The organism is Micromonospora vulcania (genome assembly GCF_042658605.1).
GTDB classification, from domain to species: Bacteria; Actinomycetota; Actinomycetes; order Mycobacteriales; family Micromonosporaceae; genus Micromonospora; species Micromonospora vulcania.
Window position 1 is genome coordinate 287,199 of record NZ_JBHSQS010000006.1, and the last position, 21,116, is coordinate 308,314.

15 protein-coding genes are annotated in these 21,116 nt (G+C 72.3%); 7 read left to right on the forward strand and 8 right to left on the reverse strand.

Annotated elements, in window-relative coordinates; translation table 11 throughout:
* The first annotated feature begins 20 nt into the window (after positions 1–20).
* The 3 genes from ACFQGL_RS12470 to ACFQGL_RS12480 all read left to right on the forward strand — a co-directional run bounded on the left by ACFQGL_RS12470 (position 21) and on the right by ACFQGL_RS12480 (position 2,195).
* The gene (locus ACFQGL_RS12470) at positions 21–836 is read left to right on the forward strand and encodes a class I SAM-dependent methyltransferase (protein WP_377510281.1); all 816 of its coding nucleotides are present in this window, start codon (positions 21–23) and stop codon (positions 834–836) included.
* Between the two features lie 43 nt (positions 837–879).
* Positions 880–1,137, forward strand: a complete 258-nt coding sequence (locus ACFQGL_RS12475) for a DUF418 domain-containing protein (protein ID WP_377510284.1) — start codon at positions 880–882, stop codon at positions 1,135–1,137.
* Positions 1,138–1,322: 185 nt separating this feature from the next.
* A complete protein-coding gene (locus ACFQGL_RS12480; RefSeq protein WP_377510287.1) occupies positions 1,323–2,195 on the forward strand; it encodes an AfsR/SARP family transcriptional regulator in 873 nt (290 codons plus the stop codon).
* 77 nt (positions 2,196–2,272) lie between these two features.
* Here ACFQGL_RS12480 and ACFQGL_RS12485 read toward each other — a convergent pair whose 3' ends face one another.
* The 3 genes from ACFQGL_RS12485 to ACFQGL_RS12495 all read right to left on the reverse strand — a co-directional run bounded on the left by ACFQGL_RS12485 (position 2,273) and on the right by ACFQGL_RS12495 (position 6,251).
* Positions 2,273–5,596, reverse strand: coding sequence for a type 2 lanthipeptide synthetase LanM family protein (locus ACFQGL_RS12485; protein ID WP_377510290.1), 3,324 nt, complete (start codon positions 5,594–5,596; stop codon positions 2,273–2,275).
* 147 nt (positions 5,597–5,743) lie between these two features.
* Entirely contained in the window at positions 5,744–5,986 is a 243-nt protein-coding gene (locus ACFQGL_RS12490) for a mersacidin/lichenicidin family type 2 lantibiotic (protein WP_377510293.1), read from the reverse strand.
* A 19-nt stretch (positions 5,987–6,005) separates the two neighbouring features.
* Positions 6,006–6,251, reverse strand: a complete 246-nt coding sequence (locus ACFQGL_RS12495) for a mersacidin/lichenicidin family type 2 lantibiotic (RefSeq protein ID WP_377510296.1) — start codon at positions 6,249–6,251, stop codon at positions 6,006–6,008.
* A 261-nt stretch (positions 6,252–6,512) separates the two neighbouring features.
* Here ACFQGL_RS12495 and ACFQGL_RS12500 point away from each other — a divergent pair, with 261 nt between their 5' ends.
* From ACFQGL_RS12500 to ACFQGL_RS12510, 3 genes are all read left to right on the forward strand, one after another.
* Positions 6,513–6,680, forward strand: a complete 168-nt coding sequence (locus tag ACFQGL_RS12500) for a hypothetical protein (RefSeq protein WP_377510299.1) — start codon at positions 6,513–6,515, stop codon at positions 6,678–6,680.
* Positions 6,681–6,793: 113 nt separating this feature from the next.
* A complete protein-coding gene (locus ACFQGL_RS12505) occupies positions 6,794–10,222 on the forward strand; it encodes a type 2 lanthipeptide synthetase LanM family protein (protein ID WP_377510302.1) in 3,429 nt (1,142 codons plus the stop codon).
* On the forward strand, positions 10,204–12,366 hold the full coding sequence (locus tag ACFQGL_RS12510; protein WP_377510305.1) for a peptidase domain-containing ABC transporter: 2,163 nt from the start codon (positions 10,204–10,206) through the stop codon (positions 12,364–12,366). Before ACFQGL_RS12505 ends, ACFQGL_RS12510 begins: the two co-directional genes overlap by 19 nt.
* A 69-nt stretch (positions 12,367–12,435) precedes the next feature.
* Here ACFQGL_RS12510 and ACFQGL_RS12515 read toward each other — a convergent pair whose 3' ends face one another.
* On the reverse strand, positions 12,436–13,341 hold the full coding sequence (locus ACFQGL_RS12515) for a LysR family transcriptional regulator (RefSeq protein WP_377510308.1): 906 nt from the start codon (positions 13,339–13,341) through the stop codon (positions 12,436–12,438).
* 119 nt (positions 13,342–13,460) lie between these two features.
* On the opposite strand from ACFQGL_RS12515, the gene ACFQGL_RS12520 reads away from it, so the two are divergent.
* Positions 13,461–14,399, forward strand: a complete 939-nt coding sequence (locus ACFQGL_RS12520; RefSeq protein ID WP_377510311.1) for an SDR family NAD(P)-dependent oxidoreductase — start codon at positions 13,461–13,463, stop codon at positions 14,397–14,399.
* Between the two features lie 61 nt (positions 14,400–14,460).
* Here ACFQGL_RS12520 and ACFQGL_RS12525 read toward each other — a convergent pair whose 3' ends face one another.
* From ACFQGL_RS12525 to ACFQGL_RS12540, 4 genes are read right to left on the reverse strand one after another with little or no spacing between them, the layout of a single operon-like run.
* Complete coding sequence (locus ACFQGL_RS12525; RefSeq protein WP_377510314.1) at positions 14,461–15,117, reverse strand: DUF3105 domain-containing protein; 657 nt, start codon at positions 15,115–15,117, stop codon at positions 14,461–14,463.
* Positions 15,110–15,742 (reverse strand): flavoprotein, encoded by a 633-nt coding sequence (locus tag ACFQGL_RS12530; protein ID WP_377510317.1) that lies wholly within the window; start codon positions 15,740–15,742, stop codon positions 15,110–15,112. The genes ACFQGL_RS12525 and ACFQGL_RS12530 overlap by 8 nt, the downstream gene beginning before the upstream one ends.
* On the reverse strand, positions 15,724–17,949 hold the full coding sequence (locus ACFQGL_RS12535; protein ID WP_377510321.1) for a peptidase domain-containing ABC transporter: 2,226 nt from the start codon (positions 17,947–17,949) through the stop codon (positions 15,724–15,726). The genes ACFQGL_RS12530 and ACFQGL_RS12535 overlap by 19 nt, the downstream gene beginning before the upstream one ends.
* Positions 17,937–21,107 carry a type 2 lanthipeptide synthetase LanM family protein gene (locus tag ACFQGL_RS12540; RefSeq protein ID WP_377510324.1) on the reverse strand — a complete coding sequence of 1,057 codons (3,171 nt, stop codon included), beginning with the start codon at positions 21,105–21,107 and terminating at the stop codon, positions 17,937–17,939. The genes ACFQGL_RS12535 and ACFQGL_RS12540 overlap by 13 nt, the downstream gene beginning before the upstream one ends.
* Positions 21,108–21,116 lie beyond the last annotated feature (9 nt).

A 21,116-nucleotide genomic window follows, 5' to 3' on the forward strand; every position in this document is an offset into this window, starting at 1 on the left:
CCTCGGAGAGGTAGACACCGATGACAGCCGCAACCAGCGATGACACGTACACCTTCGACAACGGCGCACCGGACGCCGTCCCGCAGATGCAGGCGTTGGAGTCCTTTCTGGACCCGATCACCATGCGCCGACTGTCCCGCCCGGTCCTGCAGGCCGGCGCGAGCTGCTGGGAGGTCGGGGCCGGTGGCGGCTCGATGGCCCGGCGGATCGCCCGAGCGGTCGGCGACGACGGGCACGTGCTGGCCACCGACATCGACCCCACGCACCTCGTGGCGGAGGGCAACCTGCACGTACGCCAGCACGACGTGCGCACCGAGGCGCCGCCGCAGGACGCGTTCGACCTGATCCACGCCCGGCTGCTGCTGCTGCACCTGCCCGACCGGCGACGGGTCCTGCGCACGTTGGTCGGGGCCCTGGCTCCCGGCGGGTGGCTGGTGGTCGAGGAGTTCGACTGCACCGCGACACCGCGGGTGCTGACCGCACCGACCGACGACGCCGCGAAGCTCTTCGCACTGGTGCTGGACACCATGATGGGCGTGCTCCAGGAGCACGGCGCCGACCTGGGGTGGGCTCAGGATGTGCACACCGAGATGGCCCTCGCCGGTCTCACCGACGTCGACACCATCACCCACTCGCAGAGCTGGGCCGGCGGCTCGACCGGGGCGTCGCTCTACGAGACGAACTCCCGCCAGCTGGAGCCGGACCTGCTCGCGGCGGGCCTGTCGGCCAACCAGCTGAACGCCTTCCGCAGGCTGGTCCGCGACCCCGGTTTCGCCGTCATGTCGTACCACTTCGTCTCGACGCGGGGTCGTCTGCCGGGCCCGGACGGCAGGTAGGTCGGCGGCGTGCGGCACACCCTCTAAAGCATCCTAGGAGGGTGTGCCGCTCTCGCTCTCCGCTCTGGGGCAGCGCTCCCTGTCGGGATACCTGTTCCAGTCGGTGGCCTGGCTGGTCCTCCTCGCCCCCTTCACGCTCGCCCTCGGCACCCGCTTCGGCGATCCCACGGTGACCGGTCTGCTCATCGCGGTCACCGTCTGGCTGGCGACCGTCCTGCTCGCCCGCCTGCTCGACAAGCGCCAGCAGGCCGGTCCCGCCGAGATCCTCCTGCGCCGACTGACCTACGGGCCACGGGCGTAGGCATCGCGGGTCCCCCGCCGTTCGGCCGGGGGACCCGCGCCAACGGCGCCGCGTACCCGACAGGCCCGGAGCAGGCCGAACAGGGCCGTTCCCGTCCCGAACTGTCCCGAACAGACGATCGGTTGCCCGCCGACCCGCCACACGATGATGCTGGATGGGGAACCGATCATGAGGGGACGGTCATCGTGCCGCCGAGCAACGGCATCGACGCTCTGAACTGGACGCTGCGCGCCAACGGCTACGCCTCGGACGACTCACCCGACGACGGCCCGCCGATGCGGTACCGGATACTCGGGCCGGTCGAGGTCTACCACGACGGCCGGTGGACATCGCTGCGACAGGCCAAGTGCCGAGCGCTGCTGGCCGCGCTGTTGGCGAACCCCAACCAGGTCGTACCGGCGGACGACCTCCGGCGGCAACTCTGGTCCGAGTCGCCGCCGCGGACCGCGGGCAAACTGCTCCAGCACTACGTCTACCAGGTGCGACGTTCCCTGGGCGACGCCGAAGGACAGCACCTGGCAACGCGACCGCCGGGCTATCAGCTCATCGTCGGCCGGGAGGAGCTGGACGCCGACCGCTTCGCCGACCTCACCGCGGCGGGGCACCGCGCGCTCGCCGCCGGGGCCCCCGAGGCCGCTGCCGACCACCTGCGACGGGCCCTCGCCCTCTGGCGGGGCCCGGCACTCGGCGACATCGAGGACGTCCCCGCGGCAGACGCCGAGGCCACCCGGCTGGAGGAGGTGCGGCTGCTGGCGATGGAGGCGTGGATCGAGGCCGAACTCGCCTGCGACCACCACACCTGGCTCGTGCCACCCATGGAGGCGCTCGTCGTGGCCCACCCCCTGCGGGAGCGGCTGCGGGTACAGCTCATGCTGGCCCTGTACCGTTCCGGCCGCCAGACCGACGCCCTCGCGCTGTTCCACGATCTGCGCCGTACCCTGCGCGACGAACTCGGCCTCAATGCCGGCGTCGAGGCCCAGGAGATGTACCAGGCCATCCTGCGGGGCGATCCCGACCTGCTGCGGCCGGAGACGCCACCCGTGGGCAACCTCGCCTGAGGCTGGCCCTGCCGGTCCGGTCACCCCGAGCGGGCGACCGGACCGGCACCGAGGGCGGGCGCGACCCGCCGGCTGTCCTACGACCGAGGATCCGGCTCGCCACCCCGGCTGGCCGGCTCCAGCAGCAGGACGTTCGGGACCCGCTGCGGCATCGCCGTACGCAGCAGGCCGTAGCCGATGCCGGCGAGCCCCATCAGCAGGCCGGGAGTGGAGACGCTCTGCGGAACTCCGGGCCGGGGGCGGCCGGCGACGACCTCCTCCGCGATCACCCGGGCACACCGGCGGCCCACCAGAGGGAACTCCGGCTCCCCGAGCGCTGGGCCCGCCACCAGCAACGTCTCCACCAGTCCGAGATCCCCGTGGCAGATCGAGTCGTTGCCGGTACCCGCGTAGCGGCCGTCGACGACCAGGTCGTCCCGCACCCGGCCGGCCGCGATCTCCAGATCCTCGCGAATAAGACCGTGCGACGACGCCAGGCCCGGGAAGTCGAGCAGCGCGGCCCGAGCCATACCGATGCCGGCGGCACCGTGGCACCACGCGTCCATGAACGCGCCCGGCCCGCTGATCTCACGGAGGTCGGGCCAGTTCCGCCGCTCCGGTGACAGATGGTGCCGCTCGAAGCGCAGCGCCTCGGCGCAACGGTCCGTGCAGCGACCGTCGCCGGTGACCTCGGCGATGCGCGCCAGCGCGTACGCGATTCCGCTGGCACCGTGCGAGAACCCGAGCACCGGCTGCGTCTGCTCGAAGTCGGTCTGCCAGGCGGTGCCGCCGGGTACCTCGATCGCCTGGTCGACGAGCCGGGCACCAGCGGCGCGCAGGGCGTCGAGCGTCTCGTCGTGCGGATCGGCGAGGTGCAGAGCGGAGATCGCGAGCGCCGCGCCGGCGGTGCCGCCGATGACGTCGAGGACCTTGTCGTCGGCGAAGCGCACCCGACACATGGCCATGGCCTGGCGGGCCGCGTCCAGGAGCGCGGGCTCCTGCCACAGCTCGCCGAGCCGGCTCAGCACGTACACCAGGCCACCAAGTTCGCCGAACCCGCCGATCGGCAGTTGGGCGCTGCGATCCGCGCTGACGGCGAGTTTCGCGGTCACGTCGACGAGTTGCTGAGCGATCTGTTCGGCGGGACGACGGAACCGGGACTCACCGGTCAGGGCACCGAACTGCGCCAGGAACAGCGCGACGCCGGGTACCCCGGTGTACAGGTCGATGCCCGCGTGCCCGACCGACCAGAAACGGTCGCCAACGAAGTTCACCGAGAGCCAGGAGGGCGCTTCTCCGTCCACCACCAGAGCGGCTTCGAGCAACTGGTCGGCGACCGTCCGCGCGGCCCGCATCGCCAGGTCGACGTCGAGCGGCGCGTCGGGCAGCACCTTGGACTCGACCAGTTCGGGGCGCGGGGCGCCGACGGTCAGCCCCGACATCGACGCCCGGATGCACCAGAGCTGTCGGCGTAGATCCTTCTCGGACATGTCGCCGATCCGCGCGCGCACCGCCGCCAGCCCACTGCTCTCCAGGAAGTCGCGGGTCACCACGCCGTACCCGTCGTACAGGTCGGTGGAACTGGGCGTGGTGTGGAACGACGGGACATCCTGGTCCGCGAGCTGGCGCTGCTCGCTGGCCAGCAGCAACTCCCGGTCCGGCAGGTCGACGAAGCCGGACGAGAGCACCTCGAAGAAGATCTCGCGGTCGAGCGAGTCGCGGAGCAGGTCCGGGTGCCACGACTCGCTCTGCACCCGGGCGTACGTCATGGTCGCGCGCGGGATGAAGCGCACCTCGTCGTCGCGGAAGCTGGCGATCAGGCCGTCGTCGGCGAGCAACTCGTCCCGGTGGGTCGAGATGATCCGGTAGCACTCCTCGAAGCCGGCGGCGAGCGTCTCGACGTAGGCCAGTGCGTGGACCGGTCGACCGTCGAGCCGCGCCCGGTTCTCCGTCTCCGGCATCTCGCGCCGCTCCCGCACGACCCGTACGTCGTCGGTGCCACTATCGACGTAGGTGGGCATCCGTCCCGGCGAGAGCTGGCCGCCACCCCCGGCGAGGCCGCTGACCTCCGCGTCGTAGACGCCACTCTCGTCGGCGGTGATCATCCGCTCCGGCAGCAGGCCGACCCGCAGGACCGAATCGCGTACGACCCTCGGCGCCTCACCGAGGACCAGTGGCAGGGCCTCCTCCACGTCGACCCGGGGCCGGACCTGGAAGATCGCCTCCAGGTCGACGAGAACGGGATGCTCTCCCGAGGCGATGACGTTCTCCAGGTGCATGTCCGAGCCGCAGAGGGCGTAGAAGAGGGCCAGGTAGCTGCCCTGTCGCCAGAAGAACCGGTCGACCTGCTCCTCGTCCTGACACGGCGCGACGGCAACGTGCTCGACCCAGCCGTACTCGCCACGGTCCAGGACCCGCAGCGGTCGGAGCTGGTGCCGGAGCCCGTTCGTGTTGAGCCAGTCGACCAACTGGTTGAAATGCACCTCCACGCCGAGGCTGCGCGGCTTGTAGACCAGCTTGCGGCCGTCGGTGAAGGTGAGGATCGCCACGGTACGGCCACCGCGGTGCGTGTCCCCGGCTCCGAAGCTGACCTCCGCGAGGTCCGCCAGCCCCTGCCACGACCCGCCGAACGTCCGCCGCAGAACAGGCAGGTCCACGAGCAGACGCGCGACGAACTCGGCACGGACGTTCACCGCGGTCTGCACGCAGAGCACCAGCTCGCGGGCGAGCACCGGGTATTCGGCGAGGACGCGCAGCGCGTTGTCCGGTTCGCGGATCTGCTCGATGAACGAGGCCATCCGCTCACTCGGCGTCGTACCCGACAGCCGCCCCTCCATCCGGGCGACGTTCACCTCCAGGATCATCACCGAGATGATCATGTGCATGAGTCGGCCGACCGGTGGGTGCAGCAGCGGATGGGCGGCCGGCAGGCGGTCGCCGTACCCGTGGTGGGCCGAGAGCGCGGCGACGCGGTTGCCCAGCTCGTCCTGACCCCACGCCAGCAGCGGCGCGATCAGGTGCAGAAAGGCCTCGTTGGCCGCCTCGTGGTGCTGGCCGTCGTGGTCGTGGTCGTCCTCCCCCATCCGGTCGAAGCCGGGAAGCTCCTCCGGGCGGGCCGATCCGAACCGTCGCCACGCCTCGCCGATCACCTCCAGCCAGGGTGGCCGGTCGGGGAGTCGTCCGGCGATGGACTCGGCCGGCTCGGCGAGCAGCCCGAGGATCCGCTCCTCGGTCAGGCCGAGCCGCTTCCATCGGTCCAGGGATATCTCCTGTCCGCGCAGGATGTACCCGCCGCGCCACGCCTCCTGCCGGCGGCGGCCATAGTCCCGCTGTTCGTCGGTGAGGGACAGCGCGCCGTCGCCCCGCTGGTCCCGGGTCACGCCACGCCACCATTCCGGCGCATCGAGAATCTGCTCTAACATGCCTCTGCCTTCGTTGTGGGGCCTGAAATGCCCGGGGGCCGCAGCCCAGCAGTCATCGACATTCGCATTTCCGGCCCGGGGTGGGCATCAGCACCACGATGCCCACCCCGGTCGCGCGGAAATCAATTGCGCACCGATCAGCGGCGGTCAGCAGCCACCGTGCGGGGCACCGCACCAGGTGCAGCCGGACGTACCGCATCCGAGGCTGCCCCACTGGCAGGTGAAGCAGGTGTAGAAGGTGAACGCCCGATCCGCACCGACGACTTCGGTGAACTCGTCGTCGATGCCGCCGACGGCGCCCACCGGGCTGTCCTCCATGAGAGCGGGACCGGTGTCGTCGAGCGTTACGCGGAATGCGGGATCCTTCCACGCTCTGATGATCGTATTCATCGAATTCTCTCCGTTTCTGCTAGCAGCCCCAGCAGGTGCGACAGGTCCACTGAGCACAGGTGAGGCAGGTGCGGAACGTCGCGGGGATCGTGTTGCAGCAGCCAACGGTCATGTTGGCCTCGCTGCCGGCACCCCGGGTCTCGTCCAACGTGATCGTCTCGAACTCGACCGCGCCGGCCGGGTGGACCGGCAGAGCAGCAAATTCGGCGTCCTCGAGCGTGGCCCGGAAAACCGGGTCCTTCCATGCCCTGGTCGTGGTGTTCATGGTCTCCTCCAATCGTCAATAGACGGTGTGAGTCAGGCGGCGGAAAACACATCTCGGCTCGGCCAGGAACCGGCACCGCCGCGAATTCCACATTCGGCTCGACGCATCCGCCTGTCAACACGGAACAGCGTCACTCGACCGCGCCTCGACCAGCGGTTGGTCGAGCGTCGACCATGAAGACACCGCTAATAGACCCCGTCCTGAAAGGCTGTACAGGCTCGGCCAGAATCGGCGACTCGCTTACGAGAGGAGGTGACGAGAATGACCGAACATCAGGACTTCATCGACGACCCGATCGGCGAGATGGACCTCACCGACCTGGAGCTGCAGGACCTGAACGGTGCCACCTCGACGTGGACCACCGTCTTCTTCGGTTCGCAGCGGACCGCGTGCGGCACCTGCGGCATCTTGAGCACGGGCTGCTGCTGAGGCACGTGACCGGCGATCGTCAGCACGATCGCCAACCGGGTGGGCGGCGGCGCGCGGCGTCGCCGCCCACCCGGGTTCCGTACCACCGAGACTCGCCGCAATGGAGGATCGTGATGGTCCCGCACAACATCGCACGCAGCGATCGCACCGAACTCGGGGGCGACGTACTGGACAGCTCGGCCTGGTGGAGGGCACTGCCGCTGGAGGAACGGCGGCGGTCGCCGGTGACGAGAACCACCGACGCCGACCTCCGGGGCACCCGTCGGCTCGACGCCTGGCGGACCGACCGGACGGTCACCGGCGGCCTGGAGCCGGACCTCTCCCGGTGGCACCGATCCGGCCTGAGCGAGGACGAGTTGCGGTTGCTGCTGGGCGAGTCGCCCGACAGCCTCCGGGACCGCCTGCCCGAACCCCCCACCTGGCTCACCAGCATGTCGCGGGCCTGGGCGGTCGACCCATCCGAACGACCCCCTTTCGGGGACGGTCCGACCGCCGAGTTCGGTCCGTCCGCAGGCCTCCTGGCGCTGGTCCACCCGCTGCTGTCGGCGTACCAGCGGGGCCTGCACGAGGAGCTGAACCGACGTGCCCGCGAGGTCGGTCACCAGGACGAGATCCCGCTGCACCATCCGCTGCTACAGCCCCACCACGGCGTACATCTGTCGATGATCAGCCCGGTCCTCGCCGTACACCTCCAGCGGGCCCGTGCGGCGGGCGCCCTGTCCGGGGACACCCCGACGGCCCGGTACGCCGACTTCGTGCGGCAGCTCCAGGAACCGGCGTACGCGCTGGCGATCCTCGCCGCGCATCCCACCCTCGCCCGGGAACTGGTCGACGAGGTGGAGTCCTGGGTCGCCGTACGACGGGAGCTGGCCGACCGCCTGCTGGCGGACCTGCCCGCGCTGCGCGCGGAGTTCGGGCTGACCTGCACCTCGCTGAACGACCTTGTCGATCTGCAGACCGGCGCGGGCGACACCCACCGTGGCGGACGCAGCGTCGCGATCCTCACCTTCGTCGACGGCGGCAAGGTGGTCTACAAACCGCGTTCCCTGACCGTCGAGACGCACTTCTACGCGCTCGTCGACTGGCTCAACGACAAGGGGTTGGCCAACCCGTTGCGCCGCATGGTCGTCGTCGAACGCCCGCAGTACGGCTGGGTGGAGTTCGTCCCCGTCGACGGCTGCGCCGACGAGGACGGGGTGCGCCGCTTCTTCTGGCGGCAGGGCGCCTACCTCGGCCTGCTGTATCTGCTGCGCGCATCGGACATCCACCTCGAGAACGTCATCGCCGCCGGCGAGCAACCGGTCATCGTCGACCTCGAGGCGACCTTCCAGCAGACCCGGCCGACCGTCCGCGATAGACCGCTGGCGCTGCCCGCCGAGGCGCTCCGGCTCGCCGAGGAGTCCGTGCTGTCGATCGGCCTGCTGCCGCAGCGGATCATGCGGCACGAGGGCGACGACGTGCTGGCGATGGAGCTGTCCGGGCTGGCCGGCGGCACCGGTGACCTCACCCCGATGAAGGTGCCGCGTTGGGATGGCACCGGCACGGACGAGATGCGGCGGGCCCGGGACCGGGTGGAGATGCCGGCCGCCCAGAACCTGCCCCGGTTGAACGGCACCCCGGCGGACCCGACCCGGCACCACGACGACCTGATCGAAGGTTTCACGTCCTGCTACCAGTTGCTGCTGGCACACCGCGACGAGCTGGCGGCGCCGGGCGGTCCGGTGGCCGCGTTCGCCACCGACGAGATCCGGTTCATCGTGCTGCCCACCGTGACGTACGCCCGGATCCTGCAGGAGTCCTGGCACCCGGCCGTGTTGGGTGACGCGCTGGACCGGGAGTGCCTGTTCGAGATCCTCGCGACCCGCCACCCGGACCTGGTGGCGGACGGTCCGGTCGCCGCCAGCGAGATCCGACAGCTCGCCCGGCGGGACATTCCCTTCTTCTGGACCCGGCCCGACTCCCGGGACCTGCACGACGACCACGGGGTGGTGGCAGCGGATTTCTTCCCCGCGTCCGGGCTGGAGCTGGTCCGCGACCGGATCGCCGGGCTCTCCGCCGCCGATCTGCGGCGGCAGACCTGGGCGGTGTCCGCGTCCCTGGCGTCCCTGCAGATCGGCGACCGCCAGCGTGACCCGCGACCACGGACGCGCGCCCTGCCGGCCGAGGAGATCGACCAGGCCCTCGCCGAGCGGGCCGCCGTCCGGCTCGGCGACCACCTCCTGGGCACCGCGGTCGGTGATCCCGCCCAGCGTCCGCTGTGGCTCACGCTCGCACTGGTGGCCGATCGCTACTGGAGCGTCGTCCCCACCACGTTCGAGAGTTTCAGCGGGCTCTGCGGCATCGCGGTGTTCCTCGGCCAGCTCGGCGAACAGACCAACCTGACGAGGTTCCGGTCCACGGCCCGTGCGATCGCCGCGACACTCGGCGAGCACGTCGACGCGCTGCTCGGCTGGCCGGAGGCGGACCGGGACGCGCTGGGCATCGGGGGCTTCAGCGAGGTGGGTGGCTACGTCCACACACTGACCCACCTGGGCGCCCTGTGGCGATCGCAAACCATGCTGGCCCAGGCACACCGACTCGTACCCGAGCTGGTTCGGCGGTTCGGGAACGACCGGCACCTCGATGTGGTGACCGGAACGGCCGGCGCGGCCCTGGCGCTGCGCGCCCTGCACACGGTCGACCCGAGCGACCGGACGCTGGCGGCCCTTGACGCGGCCGGCGACCGCCTGCTCGCTGCGGCCACGACCACCGAACACGGGTTGGGCTGGCGGACGGTGCTCGAAGCGCGCTCACCGCTGCTCGGCTACTCGCACGGCACCTCCGGCATCGCCCACGCGCTGGCCGAGATCGGCCGCGCCACCGGGAAACAGCGCTTCCTCGACGCCGCCGCGCAGGCCGTCCGGCACGAGCACCACCAGTACGACGCGGTCGCCGGGAACTGGCCCGATCACCGTACGAGCACACCGCGGGGATCGTTCATGAACGCGTGGTGCCACGGCGCGGCCGGCATCGGCATGGCCCGGGCGGGCATGGTCGGAACTGTCGACATCCCCGAGGTACGGGCCGACCTCGACGCCGCGATCGCCGCGGTCCTCCGGGACCTGTTGGACGACGACGTGCTCACCGGCATCGGCAACGACTGCCTGTGCCACGGGGATCTCGGTCTGGCCGAGACCCTGCTCACCGTCGGCCGGGTCACCGACGACGCGGCGCTCCTCGGGCTGGCCCGCCGCACCGCGCGGGCCGTCGCGGAGACCGTCCTCGCCGGGGAGGAACTCTGTGGCGTACCTCGCGGGGTGCACGTGCCGGGACTGCTGATGGGAACCGCGGGCATCGGCTACGGGCTGCTCCGCGCCGCCCGACCCGATCTGACGCCCAACGTGCTGCTGCTTGAGGCACCGGCCACCGCGCCACCGCCGGCCACCGCGCCACCGCCGGCCACCGCGCCACCGCCGGCCGCGACCCGGCCGGGACGCGAGCCGGGTGCCCCGACCGTCGACCGTGGCGTCACCGAGGAGGCAGCATGCCCCGCGTACCCGTGATCCTGCAGATGAGCTCGACCGAGTGCGGCCCCAGCTGTCTGGCGATGGTGCTCGGCGCCCTGGGCCGGACGACCTCGGTGCGGGAGTTGCGCCCGCACTTCGGGGTGGGACGCGACGGCACCAGCGCGCGTCGGATCGCCGAGGTCGCCCGTGACCACGGGCTGCACGCCCGAGGGCTGCGGGTGGACGAATCCGGGCTGGCCGCCGTCCGGCTGCCGGCCATCGCACACTGGGGCAAGGACCACTTCGCGGTGGTGGAGAGGATCGGACGGCGCCGCGTACGGTTGGTCGACCCGGCCTATGGTCGGCGGTGGCTGACGCACGAGGACTTCTTCGCCGGCTTCTCCGGCACGATACTGGAGTTCACGCCGCAGGAGTCGATGCAGCGGCGACGCCCGGCCCGGCGCGACAATCTGGCGCTGCGGTTTCTGCGCGACGTGGTCCGGCTCGCCCCGTTCTTCATCGTGCTGGCCACCATCCTCTCGGCCCTGATGCAGGTGCTCGGGCTCGCCTCGGCCTGGGCGACCAAGTACGGCGTGGACGTCCTCATCGGCCAGGGCGCGGACACGCTGTCGCTCTTCGTCGTCGGCGTCGGCGCGTACGTCCTGACCCAGACGTTGGCCACCCTGTCCCGGGGGCTGGCGCTGCTGGTGCTGCAACGACGGCTCGACGCCGAGTTGGGCGAGCGCTTCATGAGCCATCTGTTGCGCCTGCCGTACACGTACTTCCAGACCCGCGGCACGGGTGACCTGATGGCCCGCCTGAGCAGCAACATGACGGTACGCGACATGCTCACCTCACAGCTCGTCACGATCGTGCTGGACACCCTCTTCGTCCTCGTCTACACCGCGCTGCTGGTGGTGGTGAGCCCGGCGTACGCGGCCGTCGTCGCGGTCCTGACGATCGCCCAGATCGTCATCGTGCTGACCACGCTCCGGGCGGTGCACGAGCGTTCGCAGCGCGAGTTGTCCGTCAACGCCAAGGCGCAGAGCAGCGCGATCGACGCTCTGGCCGGGGCGGAGTTCCTGAAGAGCTCCGGGCTGGCCAACTGGGCGCTGCGGCGGTGGTCCGACCGGTTCGTCGAGTCGGTCCAGGCCGGGTTCCAGCGCCGCCGGCTGGATCTGATCAACGAGTCCGCGATGGGCATGTTCCAGGCCGCCGCGCCACTGGTGCTGCTCGTCTTCGGCATCATCCAGGTGGTCGACGGGCGGATGTCGCTCGGCACGATGCTCGGCCTGAACGTCCTCGCCGGCCTGCTGCTGAGGCCCATCGGTCAGGTGATGGGCGCACTGCGCTATCTGCAGACGATCGGCTCGCACCTGGAGCGCATCTACGACGTCCTGAACGAAACCCCCGAACCCGCCCGCCCGCAGGCCCGCCAGCCGGATGAGCTGCATGGCGAGATCGAGCTGCGGGGGGTCGACTTCCGGTACGACAGCAGCGCCCCGCTGGTCCTGCACGACATCGACCTCCGGATCGCACCCGGCACGAAGGTGGCCATCGTCGGCTCGACGGGTTCCGGGAAGACCACCCTGGTGCGGCTCTTCACCGGCCTGCTCCAGCCGACCGCCGGGACGGTGCTGGTGGACGGGCATCCGCTCGACGACTACGACCTGGAGCCGTTGCGCCAGCGGTTCGGAGTGGTCACCCAGTTCCCGTACGTCTTCGGCGGCTCGATCCGGGACAATCTGAGCCTCGGTCGGGGTGACGTCAGCGACGACGACCTGCGCGAAGCGTTGCGCAAGGTGCAGTTCCTGCCGGATCTGGAGCGCATGCCGCTGGGGCTGAGCACCAGCGTGGGCGAGGGCGGCAGCGCCCTCTCCGGTGGGCAGCGGCAGCGTTTGGCGATCGCCCGGGCCCTGCTGGCCAGGACCAGCGTGCTGTTGCTCGACGAGGCGACGAGCAACATGGACGTGTTGACCGAGGCGGCGATCGCCGCCGAACTGTCGGCGCTGGGCTGTACGCGGATCGTGATCGCGCACCGGATCAGTACGGTCAGCGACGCGGACCAGATCGTGGTGCTGCACCACGGCGAGATCATCGAGCGCGGCGACCACGAGGAGTTGATGGTGCTCGGCGGCCGGTACGCGGCGCTGGTACGGCGGCAGACCCCCCGGCTCACCGAGTCCGCCCGCGCCAGGTGACAGGCCGCACGGCGACCGCGCGAGGTCACCGTCGGTCGGCTCGGGCGTCGGCAGCGTCGCGGCGTACGGTCAACCGGCCTCGGTGAGGTCGGTTGCCGCCGCGAGTTCGGTGACCACGTCCACGAGCCGGCGCAGGGCGGGTGCGGTGTTGCCGGGCAGCCAGACCATCTCGGTGTTCGTGCGGGCGCCGACCAGCGGGACGAACACCACGCCGGTACGGCGCAGGCTGCGCGCCGAGCGGGCGAGCCGGGTGACGCCGAGGCCGGCGGCGACCAGGCCGAGCAGACTCTGCACGCTGGCTTCCTCCTGGACGATGTTCGGCACGAAGCCCGCCTCGCGAAAGAGGTCGTCGTAGGCGCGGTGCCACGGCTCCCAGGAACTGCGCGGGGTCATGACCCACGGTTCGTCCGCCAGATCGGCGAGGTCCAACTCGGCCCGCTCGGCGAGCGGATGGCCCTCGGGCAGGACGGCACACACCGGTTCGGTCGCCAGGATCCTGGACTCCAGGCCGGCGACCAGCGGGGTACGGGTGAAGCCGACGTCGTAGCGCCCGTCCAGGACGCCCTGGACCAGGGGCGCGATGCTGGTGGACTCGGTGGTCAGACGGAGGCCGGGAAGCCGGTCCCGCACGGCCCGGGCGACCGGGGGCAGCAGGTGGTTGGCGACCGTGGCCAGAAAGGCCAGGCTGAGGCCACCGACCTCGCCCCGTCGGGCCCGGTCCACCACGGCGACGGCCTCCTCGGCGCGGTCCGTCACCGCGCGGGCCTCGGGGACGAACAGGGCACCGACGTCGGTCAGCCTGGTGCCGCGGCTGTCCCGGTCGAACAGCTTCGCCCCCAGAACGCGTTCCAGGGCGGTGATCTGCTGGGACAGCGACTGCTGGGCGATCATCAGGCGGGCGGCGGCCCGGGTGAAGCTCAACTCCTCCGCGAGGACCAGGAAATACCGCAGTTGCCGCAGCTCAGGGGTGGTCACAGGAACAGACTGTAACCACGCCAGGAAGCGTGTGTTGGGCGCTTCGCCGGCCGCCTCGCACGATGGTTTCGGGAACCGGTGCGGACCACGCACCAACCACACAGCGAAGGAAGCCGATCATGACTGCACCACCCATCAGCACGCCTTTCGATGCCCGATCCACCGCCGCTGACGCCGTGGCCGGTGTCGACCTCACCGGAGAGCGCGCCATCGTCACCGGCGCCTCGTCGGGCATCGGCGTCGAGACGGCCCGGGCGCTCGCCACCGCGGGGGCCGAGGTGACCTTGGCGGTACGGGACATGGCGGCCGGCGAGCACGTGGCGCAGGACATCCACGCCACCACCGCGAGCACGCTGATCCAGGTCGCCCCGCTGGACCTGTCCGACCAGAGCTCGGTTGCCGCCTTCGTCCGCGCCTGGGACGGCCCCCTGCACATCCTGGTCAACAACGCCGGGGTCTCGGCGACCCCCGAGTCGCGGACGCCGGAGGGCTGGGAGCTGCAGTTCGCGACCAACCATCTCGGCCACTTCGCGCTCGCCACCGGGTTGCACCGGGCGCTCGCGGCGGCCGGCCGGGCCCGTGTGGTGTCGCTCAGCTCCATCGCCCACGTGTCGGCGCCGATGGTCTTCGAGGACGTCAACTTCCGCGAACGCCCGTACGACCGGATGCTCGCGTACGGCGAGTCGAAGACGGCCACCGCGCTGTTCGCGGTCGAGGCGAACCGGCGTTGGGCCGGCGACGGCATCATCGTCAACGCGGCCAACCCCGGCGCGGTCACCACCAACCTGGGACGCCACCTCACCGAGGAGGACTACGCGCAGCTCCCGTCGTACGACTTCAAGACCCCGGAGCAGGGTGCGGCCACCTCCGTGCTGCTCGCGGCCTGGCCGCAGCTGGAGGGCGTCGGTGGCCGGTACTTCGAGGACTGCAACCAGGCCGTGCGGCACAGCTCCGAGACACCGCTGAACGGCGTCGCCGACCACGCGGTCGACCCCACGGCGGCCGAGCGCCTGTGGCAGGTCTCGCTGGACATGCTCACCGCCGCCGGGCGCGCCTGACCCCGCGCTCCCCCGACCGGGCGACGGGTCCCGCGCCGACGACGGAACCGGCCCGACGGCGTCACATCCCGGTCGGCTCGGGCGCGTCACCCGCCGGGTGCGCCAGGACGAACCGCTCCACGGCGGCGCCACTGACCGCGGCACAGAACTGCCGGTAGCCGGCGTGCGCGCCCCAGTGCGACAGAGCGAGCGGACGGCCGGCGGGGAACGCCCCGTACCCCGGGTCCCAGGGCGCCACCACGAACCTGCCGCCGTACCGGTCGGCGCCGAACGTACGCGCCAGCGCCCGCAGCGCCTCGATCTGGTCGTGGGCGAGCGGTTCGACGTACCAGAGGACGGCATAGCCGTGTTCGAGGTTGTGCACCAACGTCTCGATCGGCGGCCGGTCCCGGGCGGTGTAGAACCGGCGCACGGTCGGGGCCGGCACCACGAAGTGCGGCCCGGACGACGGCGGGACCAGGTCGTACTGGATCCGGGTGACGTACGGCTGGGCGGTGCCGGGGCCGACGTGCACCCCGGCGCCACTGATCGGGTCGGTCAGCTCCGGATCGCAACCGGCCCGGTCGAGGCCGACCCCGATCGCGGTGGCCGGCTGGCGGGCGGCCGGGTCGGCGTACGCGCGCAGGAACGGGACGGCCGCCACCACGAGCAGGGTGACGCCGAGCGCGGTGGCCAGCGCGGCGATCCGCGGCCCGTACCCGGCGCGCACCTCAGCCACGGCCCGCCCCCGCGGCCCGCAGGTGGGCGGCGGTCCACTCCAGCACCGCCTCGATGGACGGCATCCCCCGGCCGGCGAGGGTGCCGGTGCTCAGGGCGAGCACCGGCACCGGCGGCACCACGCCGTACCCGTCGGCGCGCAACTGCGCCACATTGCGTTGCACGGCGGGGCGCTGCCACATCGCGGCGTTCATCGACGGCACCAGCACGACCGGGGCGGTGGCGGCCAGCACGCAGGTGCCGACCAGGTTGTCGGCGATCCCCAGGGCCGCCTTGGCCAGGGTGTTGGCGGTGGCGGGCAGGACGAGCACGAGGTCCGCCCATGCCGTCAGGGCCAGGTGCGGCACCTCCGTCATCGCCTCCTCGTCCACCAGCGCCGGGTGCCCGGTCAGGAGGCTGAACGAGCGGGCCGGGACGAAGCGGGCCGCGGCGGGAGTGAGCACGACCCGGACGTCGAGCCGCAAGGCGTGACGCAGCACCATGATCGACTGAGGCAGGGTCAGGACGTCCGCCGAGCCGCAGGCGGCGACGAGGACCCGCCGCGCCGGGAACGGCCCGGGGTCGCTGCCGGCGGAGGTGGCGGGACGGGCCGGCTTCGCGCCGGCGGTCACGGTACGGGTATCCACGGGTCGCCTCCTGTACGGGCGGGTTCGTCGTCGGTCAACTGGCACCGGACCAGGTCGGCGTAGACGCCCCCGGCGCGCAGCAGGTCGTCGTGCCGGCCCCGCTCCACGAGCCGGCCACCGGCCACGACGAGGATCTGGTCGGCGTTGCGGACGGTGCTCAGCCGGTGGGCCACCACGATCCGGGTGCAGCGCATCGCCGAGATGGCCTGGTCGACGCGGCGCTCGGTGGCCACGTCGAGGTGGCTGGTGGCCTCGTCCAGCAGGAGCACGGCGGGCTGCCCCGCCAGGGCCCGCGCGATGGACAGCCGCTGCCGCTGCCCGCCGGAGAGGGCCTGGCCCCGCTCGGCGACCTGGGTGTCGTACCCCATGGGCATCGCCGCGATGTCCTCGTCGATGGCGGCGGCCTCGGTGGCCGCCCGGATCGCCGGCATGCCGACGCCCGGGTGGACCAGGCTGATGTTGCGTCGGATGGAGTCCCGGAACAGGTAGCTCTCCTGCAGCACCACGCCGAACTGGCGGCGCAGCTCGGTCGGGTCGATACGGGACAGCGGCACCCCGTCGAACAGGATCTCCCCGCCGGTCGGCCGGTAGAGGCCGGTCAGCAGCATGGCCAGGGTGCTCTTGCCGCTGCCCGAGGGGCCGACCACGGCGACCTTCTCCCCCGGCGCGACGTCGAACGAGACGTCCCGCAACACCGGTGCCGCGCCACCGTCGTAGCGGAAACTGAGGTCGCGGACGCTGATCCGGCCGGTCAGCCGGGGCGCGGGCAGCTCGGGGTCCCCGGTCGGTTCCGGCTGGGCGGCGAAGACGTCGCGCAGCCGTTGCAGGTGCGACACGACCGACTGGAGGACCTGGGCACTGGCCACCAGGGATGCCAGCGGCGTCAGCGCGGACAACGCCAGCGCCTGCAGGCCCAGGGTCTGACCGAGGCCGGCGCCGTCGAAGAGCCGGCCGGTGCCGAGCCACAGCAACGCCAGCGGCCCGGCGAGCTGGACGCTCGCGGTGATGTTGGCGACCGTGGCGGAGAGCCGGTTCTGGGCGACGTCGGCATCCAGTGCCGTGTTGTACCGGCGCAGCCAGCCGTCGAACACCTGCCGCTCGGCCCCCATCGACTTGACCGTCGCGATGCCCGACAGCGCCTCCATGAGCGCGCTCTCGGCGTCGGCCTGCACGGTGAGGTGTCGCTGGGTCAACCGCAGCAGCCGACCGTTGACCATCGCGACGGCCACCACCTGGGTGATGCCGATCGCGGCGGCGAGCCCGGCGAAGGCGAGGTCCTTGGCGAGCAGCACACCGAAGTACGCGATCACCAGCACCCCGTCGATCACCGCGGTCAGCACCTGGGTGGTGACCAGTTCGCGCAGCAAGATGCTGCTGGACAGCCGCTGCATCAGGTCGCCGCTGGCCCGCTGTTGGAAGAAGGCGTACGGCAGCCGCAGCAGATGCCCGAACAGCCGGGTCATCAGCGCGGCGTCCACCGTGGCCTGGAGGGTCACCAGGAGCCGGGACCGCAGGTACGCCACGCCGAACTGGGTGAGCACCAGTGCCGCGATGCCCAGCGCCAGGTACGGCATGAGGGCGGTCTCCCGGGCCGGCATGATCTGGTCGAAGGCGACCGTCGTGGCCAGCGGCAGCGCCAGCCCCAGCGCCTGGAGCACCAGGGAGACGCCGAAGGCGGCCCGCAGCCGGGGCAGGAAGGGCCGTATCAGCGGACGGGCACGACGCCACCGGGCCAGCGGGCTCGGCCGGCGGGTCGACGGCTCGGGCGCGTACCGCGGGTCGGGGGTGAAGGTCAGCACCGTTCCACTGAATCCGGCCGCGAACTCGGCCGGCGTGAGCAGCCGACGCCCGAGCGCCGGATCGACGAGCCGGACCCCGCGCGGGCCGACGTGTTCCACCACCACGAAGTGGGCGTCCTCCCAGTGCGCGATGGAGGGCAGCGGCAGCGTACCGACCTGGCCCGCGTCGGCCCGGAACGCGCGCGCCCGCAACCCGAACCGTGGGGCCGCGGCCAGCAGCGCCCGCGCGGTGACCCCGTCGCGGCCGACGTCCAGCCCATCGCGTACCTGGGCCAGCGAGGCGCGTACGCCGTGCCGGCGGGAGACCATGGCGAGGCAGGCGGCACCGCAGTCGGCGTCGGTCATCTGCAGGACCAGCGGCACCCGCCGCCGGCCCGGCCACGATGGCCCGGTACTCAGGCCGCCCACTGCCGCCTCCGGTCCCCGGGCGCGCTGGCGCGCTCCCGCGTCGGGGTACCCGCCGGTGACGCCAGCAGGAGTACGGACGGCACCCGCTCGGGCGCGGCGAGCCGCAGCAGGGCGAGCCCGATCCCGGACAGGCCGGTCATCAGCTCCGGTGCGGCGAGCGCCGTCGGGTTCGCACAGCGCCAGCCCTCGACGAGGCCGTCGCGCAGCACCGCCGCGGCGGGTGCCGCCGCCTGTCGCGGTGCGGCGGTCAGCAGCAGGTCGAGGTTGCCGAGATCGCCGTGGCACAGCGAGTGGTTGCGACCGAAGCCGGTGGCCAGGGTCGTGCCGATCGCGGTGGTGATCTCCGCGTCCAGGACGTCGTCGCCACCGAGGGCGTCGCGGACGAGCAGCCGCGACAGGCCGATCCCCGGAGCGCCGTGGCACCAGGTCACCGCGCTTCGCCCCGGGCGTCGCAGGTCGGCCCAGTTCGCCAGGTCGGGGCGGAACAGACTGCGGTCGTACGCGAGCGCGCGGGCGGCGGCGTCGGCGTACCCGGGCTCGCCGGTGGTCTGCGCGGCCCGGGCCAACGCCGCGGCGATCCCGGCCGACCCGTGGGACAGCCCGCCCAGGGGGCCGCCGTTCGCCGCCCCGGCCGGGTGCGGATAGCGGTCGGCGGCGTCGCGCAGGCGTCGGGCCGCCGCGCGCACCACCGGCCCGACCCGCTCGGGGTCCAGACCGGCGCCGGACACCGCGAGGACGGCACCGGCGTACCCGTCGACGAGATCGGGTGCCTGGTCGGTGGTGGCCAGCGTGCCGATCCGCGCCAGTGCCCTGTCGACGACCGGCACGAACCGGCGGGTCTGCCACAGCGCCCCGAGGTGGCCGAACGTGTAGAGCAGCCCCGCCCAGCCGGTGAACGCGCCGATCCGGTCGCCGGGTATCCGGTCGTCGAGGATTCGGACGGCGAGCCCGACCACCGCACGTTCGGCGAGGTCGGTGAAGCGCTGCTCACCGGCGAGCCGGCCGGCGTGGGCCAGGAAGAGCGCCACCCCCGCGACACCGTCGTAGAGGTGTGGCCCGAGCGGTGCCGGTGCCCGATGGCCCGGAGCGGTGGCGCCGGGCGTCAGGCCGAACCAGGTCGGCTCGGTGCCCGGGTGCGCGAGCCCGACCACCCGGTCCGCCACCTCGGTCGCGGCGGCCAGGTAGACCGACGACGGAGGCAGCGGCGCAGGTGGCACGTCCGCGAGCCGCCACCGTACCCGCGCGTGGGGTGCCTCGGTGGCGTCCACCCGGGCGGCGAAGGCCGCCTCGATCAGCCAGCGCTGCCGGGCCAGGTCGGCCGAGTCGAGCCGGGCGAGTCGACGACGCGCCTCGGCGAGGCCGGACCGGGCCAGTAGCCCCGGCAGTCGTCGTCCCCGGCTGGTCCAGAGGTCGCGCGAGTCCACCCTGGTGGTGAACACCGGCACGTCGCGGCGGGCCAGGTCGGCCCGTTCCGCCGCCACGGTGGCCGTCAGCAGCGGCAGTTCGGCCACTCCTGACCAGAGCCAGTCGTACAGCCGTTCGGTGTCGAGGCCGTCCTGCAACACGTCGGTGTGCAGGGCGGCGTCGCGTAGCCGCAGGTAGGTGCGGGTGGGGCGGAGCACCACGCGAATCTCGTCGTCGGCGAACGCGGTTACCGGCCCGTCCGGGGCCAGCAGGTCCTCGCGTGCGTTGGCGAGCAGTCGGTACATCGCGGCGAAGCCGTCCACCACCTGCGGCAGGTGCTCGGCGACGTCGGTCACCGGCGACGCCGCGGCGGGGTCCTGGACGCCGGGCTCGTCGTGGTGGTGACCGGGCGCGCACAGCCGCATCTCGTCGGTCCCCGCGCCCTGCCAGGCCGAGCAGTTGCAGCCGTCGCCGGCCGGTCCCGCCGCCTCGTCGGCGCGGGGCAGCAGGCCGACCGCGAGCACCGAGTCGGCGATGGCGTCCCCGCCCCGCGCGCTCGCGGCCCGTACGACCGACGGGGTGAACACGGTCTCCAGGTCGACCAGGACCGGATGCTCGCCGTGCACGAGCACGTTCTCCTGGTGGCAGTCGGTGGCGCCGACGGCCTGCAACAGGGCCAGCAGTGCGCCGAAGCGGTGGGCGTAGCGGCGGTGCCCGTCGGGCGTACCGGGGGCCCGGGTGTCGACGTACTCGGCCCAGCCGTGTTCACCACGCGCAAGGACGGTGAAGGTGTGCAGGTCCGCGCCGCGGTCGTTGAGCCAGGCCAGCAGGTGCTGGAACCGGGCCTCGACGGCGACCGGTCGGGGCTTGTAGACCAGCCGCAGTCCGCTGTCGAACGTGGCCACCAGCACCCGGCGGCCGTCGCGGTGCGGGTCGCCGGTCTCCTCGATCTCGACCAGGCGACCGACCGGAACGCCCGCGTGAAAGACCGCACCGAGCGTCGGGGCGTCGTCGACGAGCCGCTCCAGGAACTCGACGGTGCGCTCGGCCCAGTCGTGGGTCAGCTCGTACGCCTGACGTGCCAGGACCGGGTAGTCGGCCAGCAGGGTCAGGGCGGCCTGGGGTGCGCGGTGCCGGTGGAAAAAGGCCGCGAAGCGCTCCTGCGGCGTCTCCCCCGCCGACGTGCCGCGCAGCCGGTCGATGTTGAGTTCCAGGACGACGGCCCGGCTGAGGACCACCACCAGTTCGTCGAGCAGGCCGGTCAGACCCAGCCGATCGGCGTCGGCCGGCAGTAGGTCGCCGGGGAGTTCGCGGGCCCGGCGCGTCACCCGGGCGCGGGCCGCCGCGACCAGCGGTGCCACCAGGGTGAGGCAGGCGTCCAGCGGGCGGCCGGGCAGCAGCCCGGATTCGATCTCGCCGTCCACCGGCTGGTCGTAGCGGGCCAGCAGGCGGCGGATCCACGCCGGCGGGCGGCCGAGGCGCTCGGCGAGCCGCTCCGGCGTCTCGTCCAGCAGCGCGAGGAGCACCTGCTCGTCGATGCCCTCGGCGTCCAGCCGGCGTCGCCAGTCGGCGTCGTCGGTGAACGCGCCGCCGGTGCGCCACCGGGACAGTCGCCACCGCGCCCGATCGCCAAACGTCACGTCGGTCGGCACGGGCACGGCCAGCCGTTCGGTGCTGGTCAACGCGGCCAGGAGGCGCTGCTCGGCGCGGCGGACGGCCGGATCGACGGCGGCGTGGTGCGCAGGTACGGACATTCGGAGCTC

Coding starts and splice junctions, on each gene's coding strand:
- ACFQGL_RS12470 (WP_377510281.1), top strand. CDS start 21: ATGACAGCCGCAACCAGCGATGACACGTACACCTTCGACAACGGCGCA.
- ACFQGL_RS12485 (WP_377510290.1), bottom strand. CDS start 5,596: ATGTTAGAGCAGATTCTCGATGCGCCGGAATGGTGGCGTGGCGTGACC.
- ACFQGL_RS12490 (WP_377510293.1), bottom strand. CDS start 5,986: ATGAATACGATCATCAGAGCGTGGAAGGATCCCGCATTCCGCGTAACG.
- ACFQGL_RS12495 (WP_377510296.1), bottom strand. CDS start 6,251: ATGAACACCACGACCAGGGCATGGAAGGACCCGGTTTTCCGGGCCACG.
- ACFQGL_RS12500 (WP_377510299.1), top strand. CDS start 6,513: ATGACCGAACATCAGGACTTCATCGACGACCCGATCGGCGAGATGGAC.
- ACFQGL_RS12505 (WP_377510302.1), top strand. CDS start 6,794: ATGGTCCCGCACAACATCGCACGCAGCGATCGCACCGAACTCGGGGGC.
- ACFQGL_RS12510 (WP_377510305.1), top strand. CDS start 10,204: ATGCCCCGCGTACCCGTGATCCTGCAGATGAGCTCGACCGAGTGCGGC.
- ACFQGL_RS12520 (WP_377510311.1), top strand. CDS start 13,461: ATGACTGCACCACCCATCAGCACGCCTTTCGATGCCCGATCCACCGCC.
- ACFQGL_RS12540 (WP_377510324.1), bottom strand. CDS start 21,107: ATGTCCGTACCTGCGCACCACGCCGCCGTCGATCCGGCCGTCCGCCGC.